Below are 18,509 nucleotides of genomic sequence, written 5' to 3'. Positions count from 1 at the left end.
CGACGGCTCGACGCGGGGCACCGGCGGCCCGACGCGGGGCCACCGGTGATGCGTCAGTACAGGGCGCTCGCCAGGTCGCGGCGCGCGGCCAGCACCCGCGGATCATCCGCCGGCAGCGCGTCGAGGAGCTCGAGCAGCCTCGCACGCAGGGCGGCACGGTCGTCGCCGGTGGTGACGCGGACGGCGCCGACCAACCCGGAGAAGGCGGTCTCGTACTCGCCGGCCACAAGCGCCGCGTCCGCGGCCCGCAGCGCCTCGGGCACCGCACCCTCGCCCGCGTCCGCGTCCTCCGACACGCGCCGCGCCGCCCGGACGTACCGCAGCGCCTCGACGAGCGTGTGATCGCCCGGGCGCGCGTCCACGAGCGCGGTGAAGCGCTCCTCGGCGGCCGCGAGATCCCCCTCTGCCAACGCCTCCTCCGCGGCGTCCCGCTCGGGATCCGACGCCTCGTCCGGCTCGGTCTCCCCGGTCTCCGGGGCCGGCCCGCTCAGCTTGCCCTCAGTCGCGCGGAGCACGGCCGCGAGCCACTGGCGGAGGGCGTCCTCGGGCTGCTCGCCCTCGAAGTCCGCGAGCGGCCGCCCGGCCGCGACGGCGTAGACCGTCGGCACCGCGCGCGCCTGGAGGGCCTGCGCGATGCCCGGAGCCACGTCGACGTCGACCGTCGCGTGCACCCACTGGCCCCCGGCCTCCTCGGCCAGGGCCGCCAGCGTCGCCGTCAGCGCGGTCGGCGCCCGCTGCGACACGAGCTCGAGTATCACCGGCACCTGGGCGGAGCGGACGAGGACCTCCTGCTCGAAGGAGGCCTCGTCCACCTCCACCCGCACCCGCGACCCCCCGGCCTGCGGCGGACCGCCCTGACCCGGGGCGCGACCGGGGGCGGCCGCGTCCCGGCGGGTCTCGGCCCGCTTCTTCAGGCCGGAGAGATCGACGGCGCCGGCGAGCGACGCCGCGAGCTTCTGCTCGGCGGCGGACGGGGGTCGGTTACCTGGTCTCGTCACGTCTCCGATCCTTCCACGATGCCCGGACGGGGGTGTCAGCCGGCCGCGGGCACCCGGATGAGCAGGGCGTCACCCTGGCCGCCGCCGCCACAGAGCGCGGCCGCGCCGAGTCCGCCGCCCCGCCGGGCGAGCTCGAGCGCCAGCGTGAGGACGACGCGGTTACCGGACACACCGATCGGGTGGCCGATGGAGATGGCCCCGCCGTTGACGTTGACCTGGTCCGAGCTGAGCTCGAGCATCCGGGTCGAGTGCAGCCCGACGGAGGCGAAGGCCTCGTTGAACTCGAACAGGTCGATGTCCTTGACATCGATGTCCGCACGCCTGCAGGCGTCCAGCACCGCGTCGGCGGGCTGGTGCTGAAGCGTCGAGTCCGGGCCGGCGACCGTCCCGTACCCCACGATCTCGGCCAGGACGGTCCAGCCCTCGGCCTCGGCGCGCGCGGCGCTGGTGACGATCACAGCGGAGGCACCATCGGAGATCTGCGACGACGATCCGGCCGTGATGGTGCCGTCCTTGGAGAAGGCAGGCTTGAGCTTGGCCATCGACTCGGGCGTTGAGTCGGGGCGCACCCCCTCGTCGGTGTCCACCACGGTCTCGCCCTTGCGGCCCTTGACCGTGACCGGCACGATCTCGTCGGCGAACCGGCCCTCCGCGGCGGCGGCGGCCGCGCGCTGGTGGGAGATCGCGGCGAACTCGTCCTGGTGCTCACGGGTGATCTCGAGCTCGACGTTGCGGGCCTCGGTGAGCGCGCCCATCGGCTGGTCCGTCGGCACGTCGTGCAGGCCGTCGAAGGCCATGTGGTCCAGGACCTCGATCGAGCCGTACTTGTAGCCGGCCCGGCTCTTGGGCAGCAGGTGCGGGGCCTGCGACATGGACTCCTGGCCGCCCGCGACGACGACCTCGGAGTGGCCCGAGCGGATCGCCTGGTCGGCGAGCGCGATGGCGGTGAGCCCGGACAAGCACATCTTGTTGATGCTCAGCGCGTCGACGCGCTTGGGGATACCGGCCGCGAGCGACGCCTGCCGCGCGGGCATCTGACCATTGCCGGCGGACAGAACCTGACCCATGATCACCTGGTCGACGGCCTCGGCGGGGACGTTCCCGCGCTCGAGGGCGGCGCGGATCGCGATGCCGCCCAGCTCGGGAGCGGACAGGGAGGACAGGCCTCCCTGCAGGCGGCCGAACGGGGTACGGGCACCGGAGACGATGACGGTGCGGGTGGGGTCGGCGGTCATGGGACACCTTCCGATCGAGGGGAAACGACTGTACTGGCCAAACTACCGGGAAGGGGGAACGGATAACGTGGCAGGTATGACCACTACCCCAACCGGCCAACCCCTGCTGCCCTCCGAGCTCGTCGTGGCGATCGACCACGTCGGCGTGGCGGTGCCCGACTTCGACGCCGCGGTGGCCTGGTACCGCGACAACCTGGGCATGGAGAACCTCCACGAGGAGGTCAACGAGGAGCAGGGCGTGCGCGAGGCGATGCTCGGATCGCCCGGTCGCCCCGAGGGCAGCGCCCTCCTCCAGGTCCTGGCACCGCTCGACGAGACCTCGACGATCGCCAAGTTCATCGACCGCAACGGGCCCGGTATCCAGCAGATGGCGGTCCGTGTCACCGACATCGACGCGATCACCGAGCACCTCACCGGCCGCGGCGTCCGGGTCCTGTACCCCGCGCCCAAGCGGGGCACGGCCGATTCCCGCATCAACTTCGTGCACCCGAAGGACGCGGGCGGCGTGCTGCTCGAGCTGGTCGAGCCCGCCTCCGACCAGCACTAGGCGCGACGACCGCGCCCGCGGCTAGGGTGGGGGCATGTCGAGCATGCACACTCCCCCGACGACCGTCGAGCCGTTCGCGGTGGTGCGCAAGGGTTTCGACCGCGAGCAGGTGACGGCCGCCCTCTCGCGCCTCGAGGCCGAGGCGGAGCTCCTGCGTGCTGACCGCGACGCCGCCGTCGCCCGTGCCGACCGGGCCACCGCGGAGGCCGAGCGTGCACGCGCACGCGTGAGCGAGCTCGAGGCGCGTGTCGCGGAACTCGGACGGGCGCCGGTCACCAGCGACCAGATGTCGGATCGCCTGTCCACCATGCTCTCGCTCGCCACCGCCGAGGCCGCGGCCATTCGTGACGCCGCCCTCGCCGTCGCCGATCGCGTCCGCACGGAGGCCGAGGAGGAGGCGTGGCGACTCCGGGAGACCGCTGCCGCCGAACTGGCGGACGTCCGCGCCCGCGCCGTCGCCGTCCGGACCGAACACACCGGCGTGCTCGCCGCGGCCCGCACGCGGGCGGAGGAGATCGTCCGCGCTGCCCAGCGGGAGGCGCGGTCACTCGACGAGGAGGCCGCCCGTCGTCGCGAGCAGATCGACGAGGATTTCCGACTCGCGTCGGATCTGCGCCGCAGCGAATCCCTGCGCGAGGAGCGCGAGCGTCACGACGCCGCGGTAGCCGCCGCCGACGCGACGCGCCGTGAGGCGCACGAGGAGGCGCGCCGGATCGTCGACCGGGCCCATGACGAGGCGCGGGACGTCACGGCGCGGGCCCGCGCGCACGTCGAGGAACTACGGGATCTCCGGCAGCGCGTGATCGGCGATCTCACCGCGATCCGCGCGAGGCTCGAACCCATCCCCGGCACCGAGGGCGACGACGAGTTCGAGCTGCCGCCGGAACCGGGGTTCAGCTCCAGCGACGGGTGAGGCCACGCCGGCCGCGACCGGACCAGCACCCGGCGTGCCAGTGCCGTCGTTCCTCATCGCCACCCGGCCGGTCCGGCCACGCGACGACGTGAGCTGTTCCCGCGGTGACGAGGTGATCACACCCCGGGCATCGATAGTCCTTCGTAGCCCGTCCCGCCGGGATCCACCGGACGTGGTACTGATCGGGATCTCCGGCGGGGCCGGACTCGAGCGCGCTGCCGCCGAGGCCCTCCCGCCGGGGCGCGGGGCGTTCGCCGCCGCCGCGCCGGTGTCTCCTGGGCATCGGCCGAGCCCGTTCAGAAGAGCCGGAGGTCGGTGGACTCGATGCCGCGGAGCGTGTCGTAGTCGAGGGTGACGCACCGGATCCCCCGGTCCGTGGCGAGGGTGCGGGCCTGCGGCTTGATGACCTGGGCGGCGAAGATCCCGGTCACCGGGGCGAGCAACGGATCGCGGTTGAGCAGCTCCAGGTACCGGGTGAGCTGCTCGACGCCGTCGATCTCACCGCGACGCTTGATCTCCACCGCGACGGTCACCCCGTCGGCGTCACGGCCGAGGATGTCGACCGGCCCGATGGCGGTCATGTACTCGCGGCGCACGAGGCTGTACCCGGGCCCCAGGGTCTCGATGTGTTCGGCGAGCAGCTCCTGTAGGTGGGCCTCGACGCCGTCCTTCACGAGACCCGGATCCACGCCGAGTTCGTGATGGGACTCGTGGTGCACCTCGGCCACGGTGATCCGCAGCTGCTCCCCCGCCTTGTTCTCCACGATCCAGAGGCGGTGGTCAGGGTTCTCCGGATGCTCCTGCTCGGTCAGCGAGCAGGGCGGCGTCATCCAGTTGAGCGGCTTGTACGCCCGGTCGTCGGCATGGACGCTGACCGAGCCGTCAGCCTTGACGAGCAGCAGGCGCGGCGCCATGGGAAGGTGCGCGGTGAGACGGCCCACGTAGTCGACCTGACAGGTGGCGACGACGAGACGCAAGGATTCCTCCTGAAACGGGCGATGGACCGGTGCGGTCGGGCAGCGGACCGGGATCGCGGTCCCGGGGTGTCAGCGGTGGGGACGCCGGGGCCGGATCTGCTCGGTCGAACAGGCCTCGACCCATGCGAGCAATCCGGTCAGTTCGGCGGGCGCGAGGCACAGCTCACCCTCGACGACGGAGCCCCCGGGATCGGTCCCGGAGAAGGGCACGATCACCTCGCCCTCCTCGGCCACGTCGAGCTCGGGACCGGTCGGTTGTCGTCGCGCCCCCAGTGCGAGACTCCGACGGTCGAGCCGTACATCGGCTCCGAACCGGACGCTGCCCAGGCGGTAGAAGGCGACGTCGGTATCGGAGTACCGGACCGCTCCGTATCGCCACGACTCCTCCCCCGTCCTGCGCACGAGGACCGACGTGGAGTTCCGTCGGACGACCACCAGACGATAGACCGCGGCCGCGACCACCGGGATCAGGACGAGCAGGACGACGACACCGAGAACGATCTCGATGGGAGCCGTCAATCTGCTCAACTCCTTCCGGTGGCCGCGGCCGGGGGTGCCGGTCGGGCCGGAGGTCGACTTAGGCGCCGGCCTTCTCGATGGCGCGGAGGCGACCCCGGGCCTTTGCGGCGGCGGCGGCGTCGTCGCCGGCCTCGGACAGCGCCTTCTCGGCAGCGGAACGGTCGATCGCGTCGGACCACTCCGCCGCCTCACCGAGGATACTGACCTTGTGGGCGGTGACCGAGAGGAAGCCACCCTGGACCGCGGCGACCTTCTTGCACTCGTCGGTGTAGACGGTCACGGTGCCACCGGCGTCCAGTTCGCCGAGCAGCGGCTCGTGCCCGGCCTGGATGCCGATCTCGCCCTCGGTGGTCTTGGCGACCACCATCGTGGCGGTACCGGACCAGAAGCGGCGCTCGACCGTGACGAACTCGACTTCGATGTCAGCCATTGTCTACGGTCACTTCCCCGAGAGCTTCTTGGCGGCCTTCTCGACGTCGTCCAGACCGCCGATGCCGTTGAACGCCTGCTCGGGCAGGTGGTCGAGCTCGCCCTTGCACAGCTTGTCGAAGGCCTCGATGGTCTCGGACAGCGGCACGACCGAGCCGACCTGGCCGGTGAACTTCTCGGCGACGAGGAAGTTCTGGCCCAGGAAGCGCTCGAGACGACGGGCCCGCTGGACGGTGACCTTGTCCTCCTCGGACAGCTCGTCCATACCGAGGATCGCGATGATGTCCTGGAGCTCCTTGTACTTCTGGAGGATCCGGATGACTTCCTGCGCGACGCGGTAGTGCTCCTCGCCCACGATGCCGGGCTCGAGGATGCGGGAGGTCGAGGTGAGCGGGTCCACGGCCGGGTAGATACCCTTCGACGCGATGGAGCGGGAGAGCTCCGTGGTGGCGTCGAGGTGGGCGAACGTGGTCGCCGGCGCGGGGTCGGTGTAGTCGTCCGCGGGGACGTAGATCGCCTGCAGCGAGGTGATCGAGCGCCCGCGGGTCGAGGTGATCCGCTCCTGCAGCTGACCCATCTCGTCCGCCAGGGTCGGCTGGTAACCGACGGCGGACGGCATACGGCCGAGCAGCGTCGAGACCTCGGAACCGGCCTGGGTGAATCGGAAGATGTTGTCGATGAACAGCAGGACGTCCTGGCCCTGCACGTCGCGGAAGTACTCGGCCATCGTCAGGGCCGAGAGGGCGACGCGCATACGCGTCCCCGGCGGCTCGTCCATCTGACCGAACACCAGGGCGGTGTCCTGGAGGACGCCCATCTCCTCCATCTCGAGGAAGAGGTCGGTGCCCTCACGGGTGCGCTCGCCGACGCCGGCGAACACCGACGTACCGGAGAACTCACGCGCGATACGGGTGATCATCTCCTGGATGAGAACGGTCTTGCCGACACCGGCGCCACCGAACAGGCCGATCTTGCCGCCCTTCACGTACGGGGTCAGCAGGTCGATGACCTTCACGCCGGTCTCGAGGATCTCGGTCTTGCCCTCGAGCTGGTCGAAGGCCGGCGGCTCGCGGTGGATGCCCCACTGCTCGCCGTCCCGGCCCGTGCCGGGGGCGTCGAGGCAGTCGCCGAGAGCGTTGAAGACGTGGCCCTTGACGACGTCGCCGACCGGCACCGAGATCGGCTTGCCGGAGTCGACGACCTCGGCACCGCGGACGAGACCGTCGGTGGACTGCATCGAGATGCAGCGCACCATGTTGTCACCGAGGTGCTGGGCGACCTCGAAGGTCACCGTCTTGGCGACGGCCGGGAGGGTGATCTCGGCCGTGAGGGCGTTGTAGAGGGCCGGGAGGGCGCCGCGCGGGAACTCCACGTCGACGACCGCGCCCAGGACGCGGGATACCCGGCCGGTGAGACCGGCCGTGCCCGTCGTGCTCTGATCGGTTACAGCTGTGGTCATTGTCTAGTCACTTCCTGCGCTCGCGGCGAGCGCACCGGCTCCGCCGACGATCTCGCTGATTTCCTGGGTGATCTGTGCCTGACGGGCCTGGTTAGCCTCACGGCTGAGGCCCTCGACGATGTCGGTCGCGTTGTCCGTCGCCGACTTCATGGCCGTACGACGGGCCGCCGACTCCGACGCCGCCGACTCGAGCAGTGCGGCGAATGCCCGGGTCGACATGTACCTCGGGAGGAGGTTGTCGAGCAGGGTGTCGGCGTCCGGCTCAAAGGTGACCTCGGGCTTGAACTCGGCCTCCGGGGAGTCCATGTAGTCCTCGCCCAGGTCCAGCTCCTCGATCTCGACCTGGGTCTCGATCGGTGCCAACCGGCGCGCCTTGGGCGTCTGGGTCAGCATGGAGACGAACCGGGTGTAGACGATGTGGACCTCGTCCACGCCCTTGCGGGTCGTGTCGCCCTGGTGATCCTCACCGAGGAACTCCGCGGCGTCGAACGAGTCCTCGCCGCCGACCGCGAACGCCTTCGACAGGAGCTGGAAGGCCGGCCGGGCTTCCTGGTAGTCGGGCTTCTCGGAGTGCCCGGACCACGAACCGGCGAGGGGGATCTCCCGGAACGTGTAGTAGACGATGCCCTTGTTGCCGAGGACGTAGATGTCCACCTCGCGACCCTCGCCCTCGAGGTACGCGATGAGCTCGGCGGCCTCCTTGAGGACGTTGTGGTTGTAGCCGCCGGCCATACCACGGTCGGAGGTCACCACGAGGACCGCGGACCGCTTGGGATCCTCGGGCTCGTTGAGCATGCGGTGCTGGATCGACGACGCACTCGCGAGGTCGGTCAGGATCGCCGTGATCTGGTCCGCGAACGGCTTCGCTGCGGCGACCCGTGCCTGGGACTTGGAGATCTGCGAGGTGGCGATCAGCTCCTGGGCCTTGGTGATCTTCTTGGTCGAGTTGACCGACTTGATCCGGTCGCGGAGTTCGCGCAGGTTGGCCATGGTCTCAGATCACGCTCCTCTCGCCCGAGTATCGGATGGCTGTCATCGCGAGGCCTCAGGCCTTCTTCTTCTTGGTGACCGTCAGCGTCTCGCGGTCGATCTCGTCCTCGGACAGCGCCTCGGCCTCGGGCTCGTTGACGACCCGCGAGCCGTCGGAGGCCACGAAGCCCTCCTTGAACTCGTCGGTCTTGGCCTTGAGGGTGGACATCGAGTCGTCGGACAGCGCGGCGCCGCCGGCGATCTGCTCGTAGACGTCGGAGGCGGCGTGGTGCAGGTGCTCGAGGAGCTCGTTCTCGAAGCGACGCACGTCCTCGACGGGGACGCTGTCGTAGAAGCCCTCGCCCGCGAGGTAGATCGACACGATCTGGTCCTCGACGGCCACCGGCGAGCTCTGGTCCTGCTTGAGGATCTCCACCAGACGCTGGCCGCGCTCGAGCTGGGCCTTGGAGGCGGCGTCGAGGTCGGAGGCGAACGTCGCGAACGACTCGAGATCGCGGTACGCGGCCAGGTCGAGACGCAGCGAGCCGGAGACCTTCTTCATGCCCTTGGTCTGGGCGGCGCCGCCGACTCGGGAGACGGAGATACCGACGTTGACGGCCGGCCGCACACCACGGTTGAACAGGTCGGACTCGAGGAAGACCTGGCCGTCGGTGATCGAGATGACGTTGGTCGGGATGAACGCCGAGACGTCGTTGGCCTTGGTCTCGATGATCGGCAGGCCGGTCAGCGAGCCGCCGCCCATCTCGTCCGAGAGCTTGGCGCACCGCTCCAGCAGGCGGGAGTGGAGGTAGAAGACGTCACCCGGGTAGGCCTCGCGGCCCGGCGGGCGACGCAGCAGCAGCGAGATCGCACGGTAGGCGTCGGCCTGCTTCGACAGGTCGTCGAACACCACGAGGACGTGGTTGCCCTGGTACATCCAGTGCTGGCCGATGGCCGAGCCGGTGAACGGGGCGAGCCACTTGAAGCCGGCGGAGTCGGAGGCCGGGGCCGCGACGATGGTGGTGTACTCCATCGCGCCGTGCTCCTCGAGGGTCGCCTTGACGCCCGCGATGGTGGAGCCCTTCTGGCCGACGGCGACGTAGATGCACCGCAGCTGCTTGGTCTTGTCGCCCGACTCCCAGTTGGCCTTCTGGTTGAGGATGGCGTCGATGCAGACGGCGGTCTTACCCGTCTTGCGGTCACCGATGATGAGCTGACGCTGGCCGCGGCCGATCGGCGTCATGGCGTCGATCGCCTTGATGCCGGTCTGCATGGGCTCCTCGACCGGCTGGCGCTCGAGGACGGAGGGCGCCTGCAGCTCGAGGGCGCGGGTGTCCTCCGACTCGATGTCGCCGAGGCCGTCGATCGGCTGGCCGAGCGGGTTGACGACGCGGCCGAGGAAGCCGTCGCCGACGGGCACGGAGAGGACGTCACCGGTGCGACGGACCTCCTGGCCCTGGGCGATCTCCTCGAAGTTGCCGAGGATGACCGCGCCGATCTCGCGGTCCTCCAGGTTCAGCGCGACGCCGAGGATGCCGCCCGGGAACTCCAGCAGCTCGTTGGCCATCGCCGAGGGGAGACCGCTGATGTGCGCGATGCCGTCACTGGTGTCGACGACGACGCCGACCTCTTCCTTGGTCGCGTCGGTCGAAACAGTCGAGGTGTAGTTCGCAATCGCGCTGCGGATCTCATCGGAGGAGATCGTCAACTCCGCCATGTCATTCCTGCTCTCAAAGTCGGGATGTGCTTTATAGGTGTGTGCCGAGCCTCGACCACTGGAGACCGCAGCTCGTCGTTCGACCGGTCGGACCGGTCAGCGCAGGGTGCGCCGCAACGCGTCCAGGCGACCCGCCACGCTGCCGTCGATGATCTCGTCACCCACGCGGACCACCGCCCCGCCCAGCAGGGCGGGATCGACGTCGTTGTGGATGGCCAGCTCGCGGCCGTAGATCGACGCGAGCCGGCCACGGAGGTCGTCGGTCTGCTGCTCGGTCAGGGGCTCCGCGCTCGTCACCACGGCCACGGCGCGGCCGCGCAGTTCCGCGGCCTGCCGGGAGATCTCCATGAAGTCGTCCGCGGGCATCCCGGCCGGCCGGGCGACGGCCTGGGAGGCCAGCGCCTCGGTGACCGCGGTGACCTTGCCGTAGAGCACCTGGGCGAGCAGGGCCCGCTTGGCGTCCGCCGGCGCGGTCTTGTCGGCGAGGGCCTGCTCGAACTCCGCGTCGCCGGCGACGATGCGGCCGAGCCGGAACAGCTCGTCCTCGACCGTCTGGAGCTGGCCCTGCTGCTCCGCGGAGCGCAGGAGCGCCTCGCGGCCCAGCAGGATCAGGCCCGCCCGCAGTTCACGCGGGTTGGACCAGTCCCGGGACACCGCAGCGAGCAGGAGGTCGAGCGTGGTCTGGTCGACCTTCCACCCGAACACCCCGCGGACGAGGTCCTGGCGGGCCTCCACCGGGGCGGACGTGTCGGCCACGGCGACCCGGAGTGACCGGTTGTCCTCCAGGACGTCGACGACCTGGAAGAGCTCCTGGCCCACCTTCGCACCGGTCGCCCCGCCGGCCGGGTCGGCGGCCAGGGCGGACTTCAGTGCCTCACGGGTCTGGTCGAGCGCGTCGCGACTCGCTGCGTGCATGGACTCCACTTCCCTTAGTTCTTGCCCGCGCCGGGGACCCGGTCGAGGTCTGCCAGAAAGCGGTCGATGGTGCCGGAGCGACGGACGGAGTCCGACAGCTGCTCACCCATGAGCCGCTCGGCCAGATCGACGGACTGACGCCCGAGATCGGAACGCAGTTCCGCGACGATCTGCTGACGCTGGGCCGCGAGCTGCTGGTTGCCGGCGGCGACGATCCTGTCGCTCTCGGCCTGCGCCTCGGCCTTCATGTCCGCGAGGATCTGCTGGCCCTGGGCTCGCGCGTCGTCGCGGATCTTGGCCGCTTCGCTGCGCGCCTCGGCGAGCTGTGCCTTGTACTTGGCCAGCTCCTCCTTCGCCTCGGCCTGGGTCTGCTCGGCACGACGCAGACCGCCCTCGATCCGCTCCTCTCGCTCATCGAGAACCTGCTGGAACTTCGGAAGGATGAACTTCCAGAACAGCCAGAGGATGACGGCGAGCGGGATGAGCGACCAGACGATGTCATACAGCGGAGGAATGAGCGGGTTGGGGCTCTCCTCCAGGGGGAGTGCTTCCCCCTCGGCCGCCAAGATGGCGATGACGTTGTTCATGGTGCGTCCCTAAGAGGTCGGTGTGTCGTCGATCAGAACAGGAAGCCGGCGACGATACCGATCAGGGCGAGCGCCTCGGTGAAGGCGATGCCGAGGAACATCGTGGTACGGAGGGTGCCGGCCATCTCGGGCTGACGGGCCATGCCCTCGACGGTCTTGCCGACGAGGATGCCGATGCCGATGCCGGGGCCGATGGCGGCGAGGCCGTAGCCGATCGCGCCGTAGCCGGTGACGTTCTGCTCGGCGGCCTGGGCGAGAGTGACGATGTCCATGGGGTTTCCCTTTCAGATGGCCGGGGCGGGTGGTTCCGCCCCGGTCGGACGTGGGTTGTCTGATTGACGGGTGGTCGTGTCAGGCCTGGGGGCCCGGGTACTAGTGGTTCTCCGCGTGGAGCGCACTGTCGATGTAGACGGCGACCAGCAGCGCGAAGATGTAGGCCTGCAGGAAGATCACCAGCAGCTCGAAGAGCGTGAACGCGACGGACAGCAGGGAGATGCCGGCGGACAGGACCGTCCAGCCGTTGAGCTGCCAGAAGAAGAAGTTCGACGCGCTGAACAGCAGCACCAGGATCAGGTGCCCCGCGAGCATGTTCGCCATGAGTCGGATGGTCAGCGTGGCGGGGCGCAGGATGAACGTCGAGACGAGCTCGATCGGGACCACCAGCAGGTGCAGGGCCGGCGGCAGGTTGGGGATCACGACGCTCGCCTTGATGAAGCGTCCGAAGCCGTAGCGCTTGGATCCCGCGTAGATGAAGGTGACGTAGCCCAGCAGGGCGAGCACCAGAGGGAAGCCGATCCGGGCGTTCGGGGAGATGTTCAGCCCCGGGATGATGGCCGGCAGGTTCATCGCCACCACCGCGAAGAAGATCGTCGCGATGATCGGGAGGAAGCGGCGACCCTGCTCCTTGCCGAGGATCTCCTCCGAGATGTGCACCCGGACGAAGTCGAGGCAGATCTCCGCGACGTTCTGGACGCCCCGCGGCACCAGCTTCGGGTTGCGCATCGCGATCACCAGGAACGCGAGGAGAACGACCGCCATGAGGAGGCGGACCAGCATGAGGCGGTCGAGGGTGAAGGCACCGCCGGCGAAGTCCGTCAGCCACTTGTCGACAGGAAAGAACTCCTTGTCGATGTTCGGGGGATGGAACTCGCCTTTCAAGGCCAGAAGCGTGGTACTCAGTGTGTTCTCCCCTGGTCGTGTCGGGCGACGGGCGCCCCAGCGCGTTCGGTATGAGCGGCCCGGAGTTCGCGGCCGGATCGGGTCAGCGCGCGAACGTCGTCAGGCCACGTGGCAGCCCGGTGACGTGCTCGTCTCACCGTCGTAAAGAGTAACACCCCGGTCTCGGTCCGTGACGGCAGGGGCACCCCTCAGGGGACGGTGGGTTCGACGTACGGCGTCCGGGCCTTGAGCACGGCCCACGTCTCCCCCGCGAGCACCACGACCAGTGCGACGATGATCGTCACGCCGAAGGCCGTGTGCGAGTAGAAATCGAACTGCGCGAGGGCGGCGACCACGCCCATCGCCACCAGGAGCTTGAGGAGCCACGTGCCCAGCACGACCGCTGCGGTGGTCTGCGGCGCGGAGCGCGCGGTGGCGATGACGACGATCGCGGTGGCGAGGACGAACGCCCCGCCGATCCCGGCGCCCATCAGGGCGCCCCACAACCCGGGCAGACCGTCGACGAGCGCCCAGACGATCGCGCTGATGACGGCGAGTACAGCCAGGGCCAGGACGCCGAACCGGACCGCCTTGCGCAACGCGGCGGTGTGCGGGCTCTCGGCGGGACGGTCCTCGGGTGCGGGCGCATCAGTCATGCCGTGCAGCCTAGCCGGACGCGGTCCCGCCTCCCGCGTGGTGTTGCGCCCGGGAGCTGCGGAGGCGCGGCACCAGGGTCGCGGCCAGCACGGAGAGCAGACCGGCGGCGACGAGCGGCACGATCACCTCGGTGGGCAGCATGGTCGCGCCCACGGCGCCGAAGGCGATGAGCGAGACCCACGCGTAGATCACGAGGGCGACACGGCGGTGGGAGTGCCCCAACGCGAGGAGGCGGTGGTGGAGGTGCATCTTGTCGGGCGCGAACGGGCTGCGCCCCGCCCCGACGCGGCGGACGACCGCCATGACGAGGTCCAGGACGGGCACGAACATCGCCGCGGCCACGACGATCACCGGCGAGAGCAGCACGATCATCTCCTGCGGCCCGTAGAGGCTCTGCGAGATCTTCCCGGACGCGCTGGTGGAGGCCGCGGCGAGTACCAACCCGATGAGCATCGACCCGGAGTCGCCCATGAAGATGCGCGCGGGCTGGAAGTTGTGGGGCAGGAAGCCCAGGAGCGCGCCCGCGAGCACGGCGGTGACGAGCGCCGGCGGATAGGCGCCTACCGTTCCGCCCTGGTCGAGCATGATCCCCACGGAGAACACGCAGATGGCGAGCGCGGCGATCGCGCCGAGTCCGGCGGCGAGCCCGTCGAGCCCGTCGACGAAGTTCATCGCGTTGACGATCGCCAGCGTGAAGACGACGGTGAGCAGCCCGGCCTGCAGCTGGTCCAGGACGAGGATGTTGCCGTCGCCGAACGGCAGGTACACCAGGGTCCACGACACGCCCATGGCCACCAGGACTCCGGCGGCCGCGGCCTGGCCGGCGAGTTTGGTGACGGCACCGAGGCCGAGGATGTCGTCGACGATCCCCACCAGGACGATCACGCCTCCGGCGATGATGGTGGCCTCGACGTCGGGCGCGAAGGGCGGGAACGCCCTGTTGAGGGCGGGGAGCTGGGCGGCGAGGTAGACGGCGACGAGCATCCCGGTGAAGACGCCGACCCCGCCGAGCCGGGGTGTGGGCACGACGTGCACGTCGCGCTCACGCGGGTACGCGAGTCCGCCGATCGCGGGCGCCACTCCCCTGACCAGCCCGGTCACGACGAAGGTGACGAGGCCGGCGGTGGCACCGATGAGCAGGAGCTCCCGGAACGGGATCCCGATGCCCACGGCTCAGCCGCGCAGGGCCGCGGGGTCGATGCCGAGGACCTCTCCGACGCGCTCGGCGGTCACCGCGCCCTCTCGCACGATGCGCGGCGCGGCCCCGGTGAGGTCGACGATCGTCGACGGGGCTCCGATCGCGCAGGGACCGCCGTCGAGGTACACGGCGACGGAGTCGCCGAGCTGCTCGCGCGCCTGGGCGACGGTCGTCGCCGGCGGCTGCCCGGAGACGTTGGCGCTGGACACCGCGAGCGGACCGACCTCGCGGAGGAGTTCGATGGCCACCGGGTGCAGCGGCATGCGCAGCATGACGGTGCCGCGGGTGTGCCCGAGGTTCCAGTTCAGCGACGGCGCCTGGTGGACGATGAGGCTCAGCCCGCCGGGCCAGAAGGCGCGGATGAGGTCGCGGGCGGGGGCGGGCGTGCTCACGACGAGGCCGTCGATGGTCTCCCACGATCCGACCAGGACGGGGACGGGCATGTCGGGGCCGCGGTGCTTGGCCGACAGCAGCAGGTTGACGGCGTCGGGGTCGAAGGCGTCGGCGGCGATGCCGTAGAGCGTGTCGGTGGGGGTGACGACCAGCCTGCCCGCGCGCAGGGCGCCGGCCGCGGAGCTGAGGCCGACCTCGCGGCCGGTGTCCTCGGTGCAGTCGTAGGTGATGGTCACCGGGTGGTCCCCTTCCGGGCGCTCGTGACGACCTCGTCGTCGTCGTTGTTGCCACTGTGGTCGCCGACGGCGCGGCGGCGCGCGTCGAGTCGCCTCGCGGTGACGAACCGCGGCCGACCGGCGAGGTCGGTGTGCTGCTCCACGGTACCGAAACCCCCCTGCGCGGAGACCACCGCGGCGACCGCGTCGCCGGTCGTGTCGTCGTGCTCGACGGCGAGGAGGCCGCCGGGCGCGAGAAGCGCGGCCGCGAGGTCGACGAGGGGGACGACGACGACGAGGCCGTCCCCTCCCCCGAACAGCGCGGTGGCCGGCTCGTGCGCGAGGACCTCGGCGGGTAGGTCGTCGGTCACGGGGATGTACGGCGGGTTGGACACGACGGCCGCGACCCGTCCCCGCAGGTGCGCGAGGGTCTCGATATCGGTGGCGTCGGCGCGGTGGACCTCGACCGGGGTGTCCCCCGCCGCCGCCCGCTCGTCCGCGTTGCGGCGGAGCCACTCGAGGGCCGCGTCGTGCAGTTCGACGGCGTGCACGCGGGCGTCCGGCCGGGCGTGGGCGATCTCCAACGCGATCGTGCCGCTGCCGGCGCACAGGTCCACCACCACCGGTCCGGGTTCGGGCGTGGGCGCGGGCAGGGCGGCGAGGGTCCACTCGACGAGCAGTTCGGTCTCCGGGCGCGGGATGAACACGCCGGGCCCGACGGCCAGGTCGAGCCGACCCGAGGCCGCGCGGCCCAGCAGGTACTGCAGGGGCGTCCGGTCCCGCACACGGGCGGCGACGATGCGCTCGACCTCGGCCACCGCCGTCGCGTCGAGGTCGTCGGCGATCATGAGTCGGCCGCGATCGATGCCGAGGACGTGGGCGCAGATGAGCTGCGCCTCGACGTGTGCCGAGTCGACACCGGCCGCCTGTAGCGTCCGGGTGGCCGAGCGCATCACCTCGGCGGCTGGGGCGGGGCGGGGGTCCACGACGTCAGCCGCCTTCCACTGCCTAGGCCTGTTCCATGCGGCGACGGCGCTCCTCGGCGGCGAGGGCGTCGAGCACCGCGTCGAGGTCGCCGTCCAGCACGGCGTCGAGGTTGTGGGCCTTGAACCCGACCCGGTGGTCGGCGATGCGGTTCTCCGGGTAGTTGTAGGTGCGGATGCGCTCCGAGCGGTCGACGGTGCGGACCTGGCTGGCCCGCCCCTCCGCCGCCTCCGCCCCGGCGGCCTCCTCCGCGGCGGCCTGGAGCCGCGCGGCGAGCACCTGGAGGGCGCGTTGCTTGTTCTGCAACTGACTGCGCTCGTTCTGACACGTGACGACCGTGCCGGTGGGCAGATGGGTGATGCGCACCGCGGAGTCCGTGGTGTTGACGCCCTGCCCGCCCTTGCCGGACGAGCGGTAGACGTCGATCCGCAGATCCGACTCGTCGATCTCCACCGGGCCGACGTCCTCCGGCTCCGGGAAGACCAGCACCCCGGCGGCCGAGGTGTGGACACGGCCCTGCGACTCGGTGACGGGCACCCGCTGCACGCGGTGCACGCCGCCCTCGAACTTCAGTCGCGACCAGACCCCGTCGCGGGACGGCTGTCGGGAGCGGATGGAGAACGATGCGTCCTTGTAGCCGCCGAGGTCGGACTCGGTGACGCCGAGGACCTCGACGATCCACCCGTGCTTCTCGGCGTACCGCGTGTACATGCGCGCCAGGTCGGCTGCGAACAGCGCGGACTCCTCACCGCCCTCGCCGGACTTGATCTCCATGACCACGTCGTCGGCGTCGTGCGGGTCGCGGGGCGCGAGGAGATCCGCCAGTCGTGCCTCGAGCTCGGCGGCCTCGGCGTCGAGACGGTCGGCTTCCTCGGCGAACGACGAGTCGTCCCCCGCGAGCTCGCGGGCCGCGGCGGCGTCGTCGCGGGTCGAGACCAGCGCGCGGTGACACTGCACGATCGGGGTCAACTCGGCGAACCGCTTGCCGACCCGGCGCGCGGCGGCCGCGTCCTCGTGCAACGTCGGGTCGGACAGCTGCGCCTCGAGGCCCCCGTACTCGGACAGGACGTCGTCGATCGAGGACGGCGACCGTCCCGCGCCCTGGGTCACTCCTCGTCCTGCGGCAGCGTGGGCGTCGTCTTGGCCACCTGCAACAGGAACTCGTAGTTGGTGTTGGTCTTGCGCAGCTGCGACATGAGCAGGTCGATGGCCTGGTGGGTGTCCAGACCCGAGAGCACCCGGCGGAGCTTGTGCATGATGCCCGCCTCCTCGGGGCTCATGAGCAGCTCCTCCTTGCGGGTGCCCGAGGGGCCGACGTCGACGGCGGGGAAGACCCGGCGCTCGGCGATCCGACGGTCCAGCTTGAGCTCGGCGTTGCCGGTGCCCTTGAACTCCTCGAAGATCACGGTGTCACCGGCCGAGCCGGTCTCGACCATCGCGGTCGCGATGATCGTCAGGGACCCGCCGTTCTCGATGTTGCGTGCCGCGCCGAGGAACCGCTTGGGCGGGTACAGGGCGGTCGAGTCGACACCGCCGGACAGGATGCGCCCCGAGGCCGGGGACGAGTTGTTGTAGGCGCGACCGAGACGCGTGATCGAGTCGAGGAGGACGACGACGTCCTGGCCCAGCTCCACCAGCCGCTTCGCACGCTCGATCGCGAGCTCTGCGACCTGGGTGTGGTCTGACGGCGGACGGTCGAAGGTCGAGGCGATGACCTCGCCCTTGACCGACCTCTGCATGTCGGTGACCTCCTCCGGTCGCTCGTCGACGAGCACGACCATGAGGTGGCATTCGGGATTGTTCGTGGCGATCGCGTTGGCGATGTTCTGCAGGATCGTGGTCTTACCGGCCTTCGGCGGCGACACGATGAGGGCGCGCTGCCCCTTGCCGATCGGCATGATCAGGTCGATCACGCGGGTGGAGATGATGTTCTTCTCCGTCTCGAGCCGCAGCCGCTGGTTGGGGTACAGCGGGGTGAGCTTGGAGAACTCCGGACGCTGGCGGGCCTGGTCCGCCGGGCCGCCGTTGACCGTGTCGATGCGGGCGAGCGGATTGAACTTCGCCCGGTTCTTCCCGCCCTGTCCGCCACCGCGGCCGCCACCCTGGCCGCCGCCCGGACCGTCGTGCTGACCGTCGGACTGCCCGTCCCGGGGCATCTTGACCGCGCCGGTGATCGCGTCACCGCGACGCAGCCCGTAGCGACGGATCATGTTCATCGACACGTAGACGTCGTTGTTGCCGGCGAGGTAGCCGGAGGTGCGGACGAACGCGTAGTTGTCGAGGACGTCGAGGATGCCGGCGACCGACTGGAGGACGTCGTCCTCCCGCACCTCGGTCTCACCCTCGGCCGGGCGGTTGCCGCCACGATTGCGCTCGCGACGCCGGCGACCCCGACGACCGCGGCCCCCGCCGTCGTCGTCGCGGTTCTGGCCGTCGCCACGGGGGCCGTTCTCGCCGCCGTCCTGGCCGCCCTGGTCGTTCCGGCCGCCCTGGCCGTCCAGGTCGTTGCGACCGCCCTGGTTGTTCCGGCCGCCCTGGCCGCCGCGGTCGTTGCGGCCGCCCTGCTGGTCGCGGGAGTCCTGGTCGCGGTTCTGCTGACCGCGCGCCTGCCGCTGACCACCGCGGCTGCCGTCCTCGCG

The 18,509-nt window shown here is 70.6% G+C and carries 21 protein-coding genes; 2 read left to right on the top strand and 19 right to left on the bottom strand.

Going from position 1 to position 18,509, the window contains the following annotated elements:
* Window positions 1–53: 53 nt before the first annotated feature.
* Entirely contained in the window at window positions 54–998 is a 945-nt protein-coding gene (locus HMPREF3086_RS08265) for a tetratricopeptide repeat protein (RefSeq protein ID WP_063972084.1), read from the bottom strand.
* A 35-nt stretch (window positions 999–1,033) separates the two neighbouring features.
* Window positions 1,034–2,233 (bottom strand): acetyl-CoA C-acetyltransferase, encoded by a 1,200-nt coding sequence (locus tag HMPREF3086_RS08260; protein WP_070721296.1) that lies wholly within the window; start codon window positions 2,231–2,233, stop codon window positions 1,034–1,036.
* 76 nt (window positions 2,234–2,309) lie between these two features.
* On the opposite strand from HMPREF3086_RS08260, the gene mce reads away from it, so the two are divergent.
* Together mce and HMPREF3086_RS08250 are read left to right on the top strand one after the other, a co-directional pair.
* Window positions 2,310–2,780, top strand: coding sequence for a methylmalonyl-CoA epimerase (gene mce, locus HMPREF3086_RS08255; RefSeq protein ID WP_007627608.1), 471 nt, complete (start codon window positions 2,310–2,312; stop codon window positions 2,778–2,780).
* A gap of 34 nt (window positions 2,781–2,814) precedes the next feature.
* Window positions 2,815–3,693, top strand: coding sequence for a coiled-coil domain-containing protein (locus tag HMPREF3086_RS08250; protein WP_239550108.1), 879 nt, complete (start codon window positions 2,815–2,817; stop codon window positions 3,691–3,693).
* Here HMPREF3086_RS08250 and HMPREF3086_RS19590 read toward each other — a convergent pair.
* The 17 genes from HMPREF3086_RS19590 to rho form a co-directional block, all read right to left on the bottom strand.
* Window positions 3,674–3,976 (bottom strand): ATP/GTP-binding protein, encoded by a 303-nt coding sequence (locus HMPREF3086_RS19590; protein ID WP_083324355.1) that lies wholly within the window; start codon window positions 3,974–3,976, stop codon window positions 3,674–3,676. The genes HMPREF3086_RS08250 and HMPREF3086_RS19590 overlap by 20 nt on opposite strands.
* Window positions 3,977–3,989: 13 nt before the next feature.
* Complete coding sequence (gene nucS / locus HMPREF3086_RS08245) at window positions 3,990–4,670, bottom strand: endonuclease NucS (RefSeq protein WP_070721294.1); 681 nt, start codon at window positions 4,668–4,670, stop codon at window positions 3,990–3,992.
* 69 nt (window positions 4,671–4,739) lie between these two features.
* The gene (locus HMPREF3086_RS08240) at window positions 4,740–5,189 is read right to left on the bottom strand and encodes a DUF2550 family protein (protein WP_007627611.1); all 450 of its coding nucleotides are present in this window, start codon (window positions 5,187–5,189) and stop codon (window positions 4,740–4,742) included.
* A 58-nt stretch (window positions 5,190–5,247) separates the two neighbouring features.
* On the bottom strand, window positions 5,248–5,619 hold the full coding sequence (locus tag HMPREF3086_RS08235) for a F0F1 ATP synthase subunit epsilon (protein WP_070721293.1): 372 nt from the start codon (window positions 5,617–5,619) through the stop codon (window positions 5,248–5,250).
* Between the two features lie 9 nt (window positions 5,620–5,628).
* Window positions 5,629–7,077: a F0F1 ATP synthase subunit beta gene (gene atpD, locus HMPREF3086_RS08230; RefSeq protein ID WP_007627613.1), complete on the bottom strand. Its 1,449-nt coding sequence runs from the start codon at window positions 7,075–7,077 to the stop codon at window positions 5,629–5,631.
* Between the two features lie 3 nt (window positions 7,078–7,080).
* Complete coding sequence (locus HMPREF3086_RS08225) at window positions 7,081–8,067, bottom strand: F0F1 ATP synthase subunit gamma (protein WP_007627615.1); 987 nt, start codon at window positions 8,065–8,067, stop codon at window positions 7,081–7,083.
* 55 nt (window positions 8,068–8,122) lie between these two features.
* Window positions 8,123–9,763 carry a F0F1 ATP synthase subunit alpha gene (atpA, locus tag HMPREF3086_RS08220; protein WP_007627617.1) on the bottom strand — a complete coding sequence of 547 codons (1,641 nt, stop codon included), beginning with the start codon at window positions 9,761–9,763 and terminating at the stop codon, window positions 8,123–8,125.
* A gap of 96 nt (window positions 9,764–9,859) precedes the next feature.
* Window positions 9,860–10,678 carry a F0F1 ATP synthase subunit delta gene (locus tag HMPREF3086_RS08215; RefSeq protein ID WP_007627619.1) on the bottom strand — a complete coding sequence of 273 codons (819 nt, stop codon included), beginning with the start codon at window positions 10,676–10,678 and terminating at the stop codon, window positions 9,860–9,862.
* Window positions 10,679–10,692: 14 nt separating this feature from the next.
* Window positions 10,693–11,265, bottom strand: coding sequence for a F0F1 ATP synthase subunit B (locus HMPREF3086_RS08210; protein WP_007627620.1), 573 nt, complete (start codon window positions 11,263–11,265; stop codon window positions 10,693–10,695).
* Window positions 11,266–11,297: 32 nt separating this feature from the next.
* The gene (locus HMPREF3086_RS08205) at window positions 11,298–11,537 is read right to left on the bottom strand and encodes an ATP synthase F0 subunit C (protein ID WP_007627622.1); all 240 of its coding nucleotides are present in this window, start codon (window positions 11,535–11,537) and stop codon (window positions 11,298–11,300) included.
* Window positions 11,538–11,637: 100 nt separating this feature from the next.
* Window positions 11,638–12,423: a F0F1 ATP synthase subunit A gene (gene atpB, locus HMPREF3086_RS08200; RefSeq protein ID WP_063972080.1), complete on the bottom strand. Its 786-nt coding sequence runs from the start codon at window positions 12,421–12,423 to the stop codon at window positions 11,638–11,640.
* Between the two features lie 209 nt (window positions 12,424–12,632).
* Entirely contained in the window at window positions 12,633–13,079 is a 447-nt protein-coding gene (locus tag HMPREF3086_RS08195) for a Cg1360 family ATP-synthase-associated protein (RefSeq protein ID WP_070721291.1), read from the bottom strand.
* 10 nt (window positions 13,080–13,089) lie between these two features.
* Window positions 13,090–14,250, bottom strand: coding sequence for a glycosyltransferase family 4 protein (locus HMPREF3086_RS08190; RefSeq protein ID WP_063972078.1), 1,161 nt, complete (start codon window positions 14,248–14,250; stop codon window positions 13,090–13,092).
* A gap of 3 nt (window positions 14,251–14,253) precedes the next feature.
* Window positions 14,254–14,907: an L-threonylcarbamoyladenylate synthase gene (locus HMPREF3086_RS08185; RefSeq protein ID WP_061227665.1), complete on the bottom strand. Its 654-nt coding sequence runs from the start codon at window positions 14,905–14,907 to the stop codon at window positions 14,254–14,256.
* Window positions 14,904–15,872 (bottom strand): peptide chain release factor N(5)-glutamine methyltransferase, encoded by a 969-nt coding sequence (prmC, locus tag HMPREF3086_RS08180; RefSeq protein ID WP_083324354.1) that lies wholly within the window; start codon window positions 15,870–15,872, stop codon window positions 14,904–14,906. The genes HMPREF3086_RS08185 and prmC overlap by 4 nt, the downstream gene beginning before the upstream one ends.
* A gap of 22 nt (window positions 15,873–15,894) precedes the next feature.
* Window positions 15,895–16,980 carry a peptide chain release factor 1 gene (prfA, locus tag HMPREF3086_RS08175; protein WP_061227663.1) on the bottom strand — a complete coding sequence of 362 codons (1,086 nt, stop codon included), beginning with the start codon at window positions 16,978–16,980 and terminating at the stop codon, window positions 15,895–15,897.
* The coding region (rho, locus tag HMPREF3086_RS08170) for a transcription termination factor Rho (protein ID WP_070721286.1) at window positions 16,977–18,509 on the bottom strand (1,533 nt) is incomplete at its 5' end. The genes prfA and rho, both read right to left, overlap by 4 nt.

It is taken from the genome of Dietzia sp. HMSC21D01, from assembly GCF_001815995.1.
GTDB lineage: Bacteria > Actinomycetota > Actinomycetes > Mycobacteriales > Mycobacteriaceae > Dietzia > Dietzia cinnamea.
This window is presented reverse-complemented; position numbering and strand designations above follow the sequence as displayed.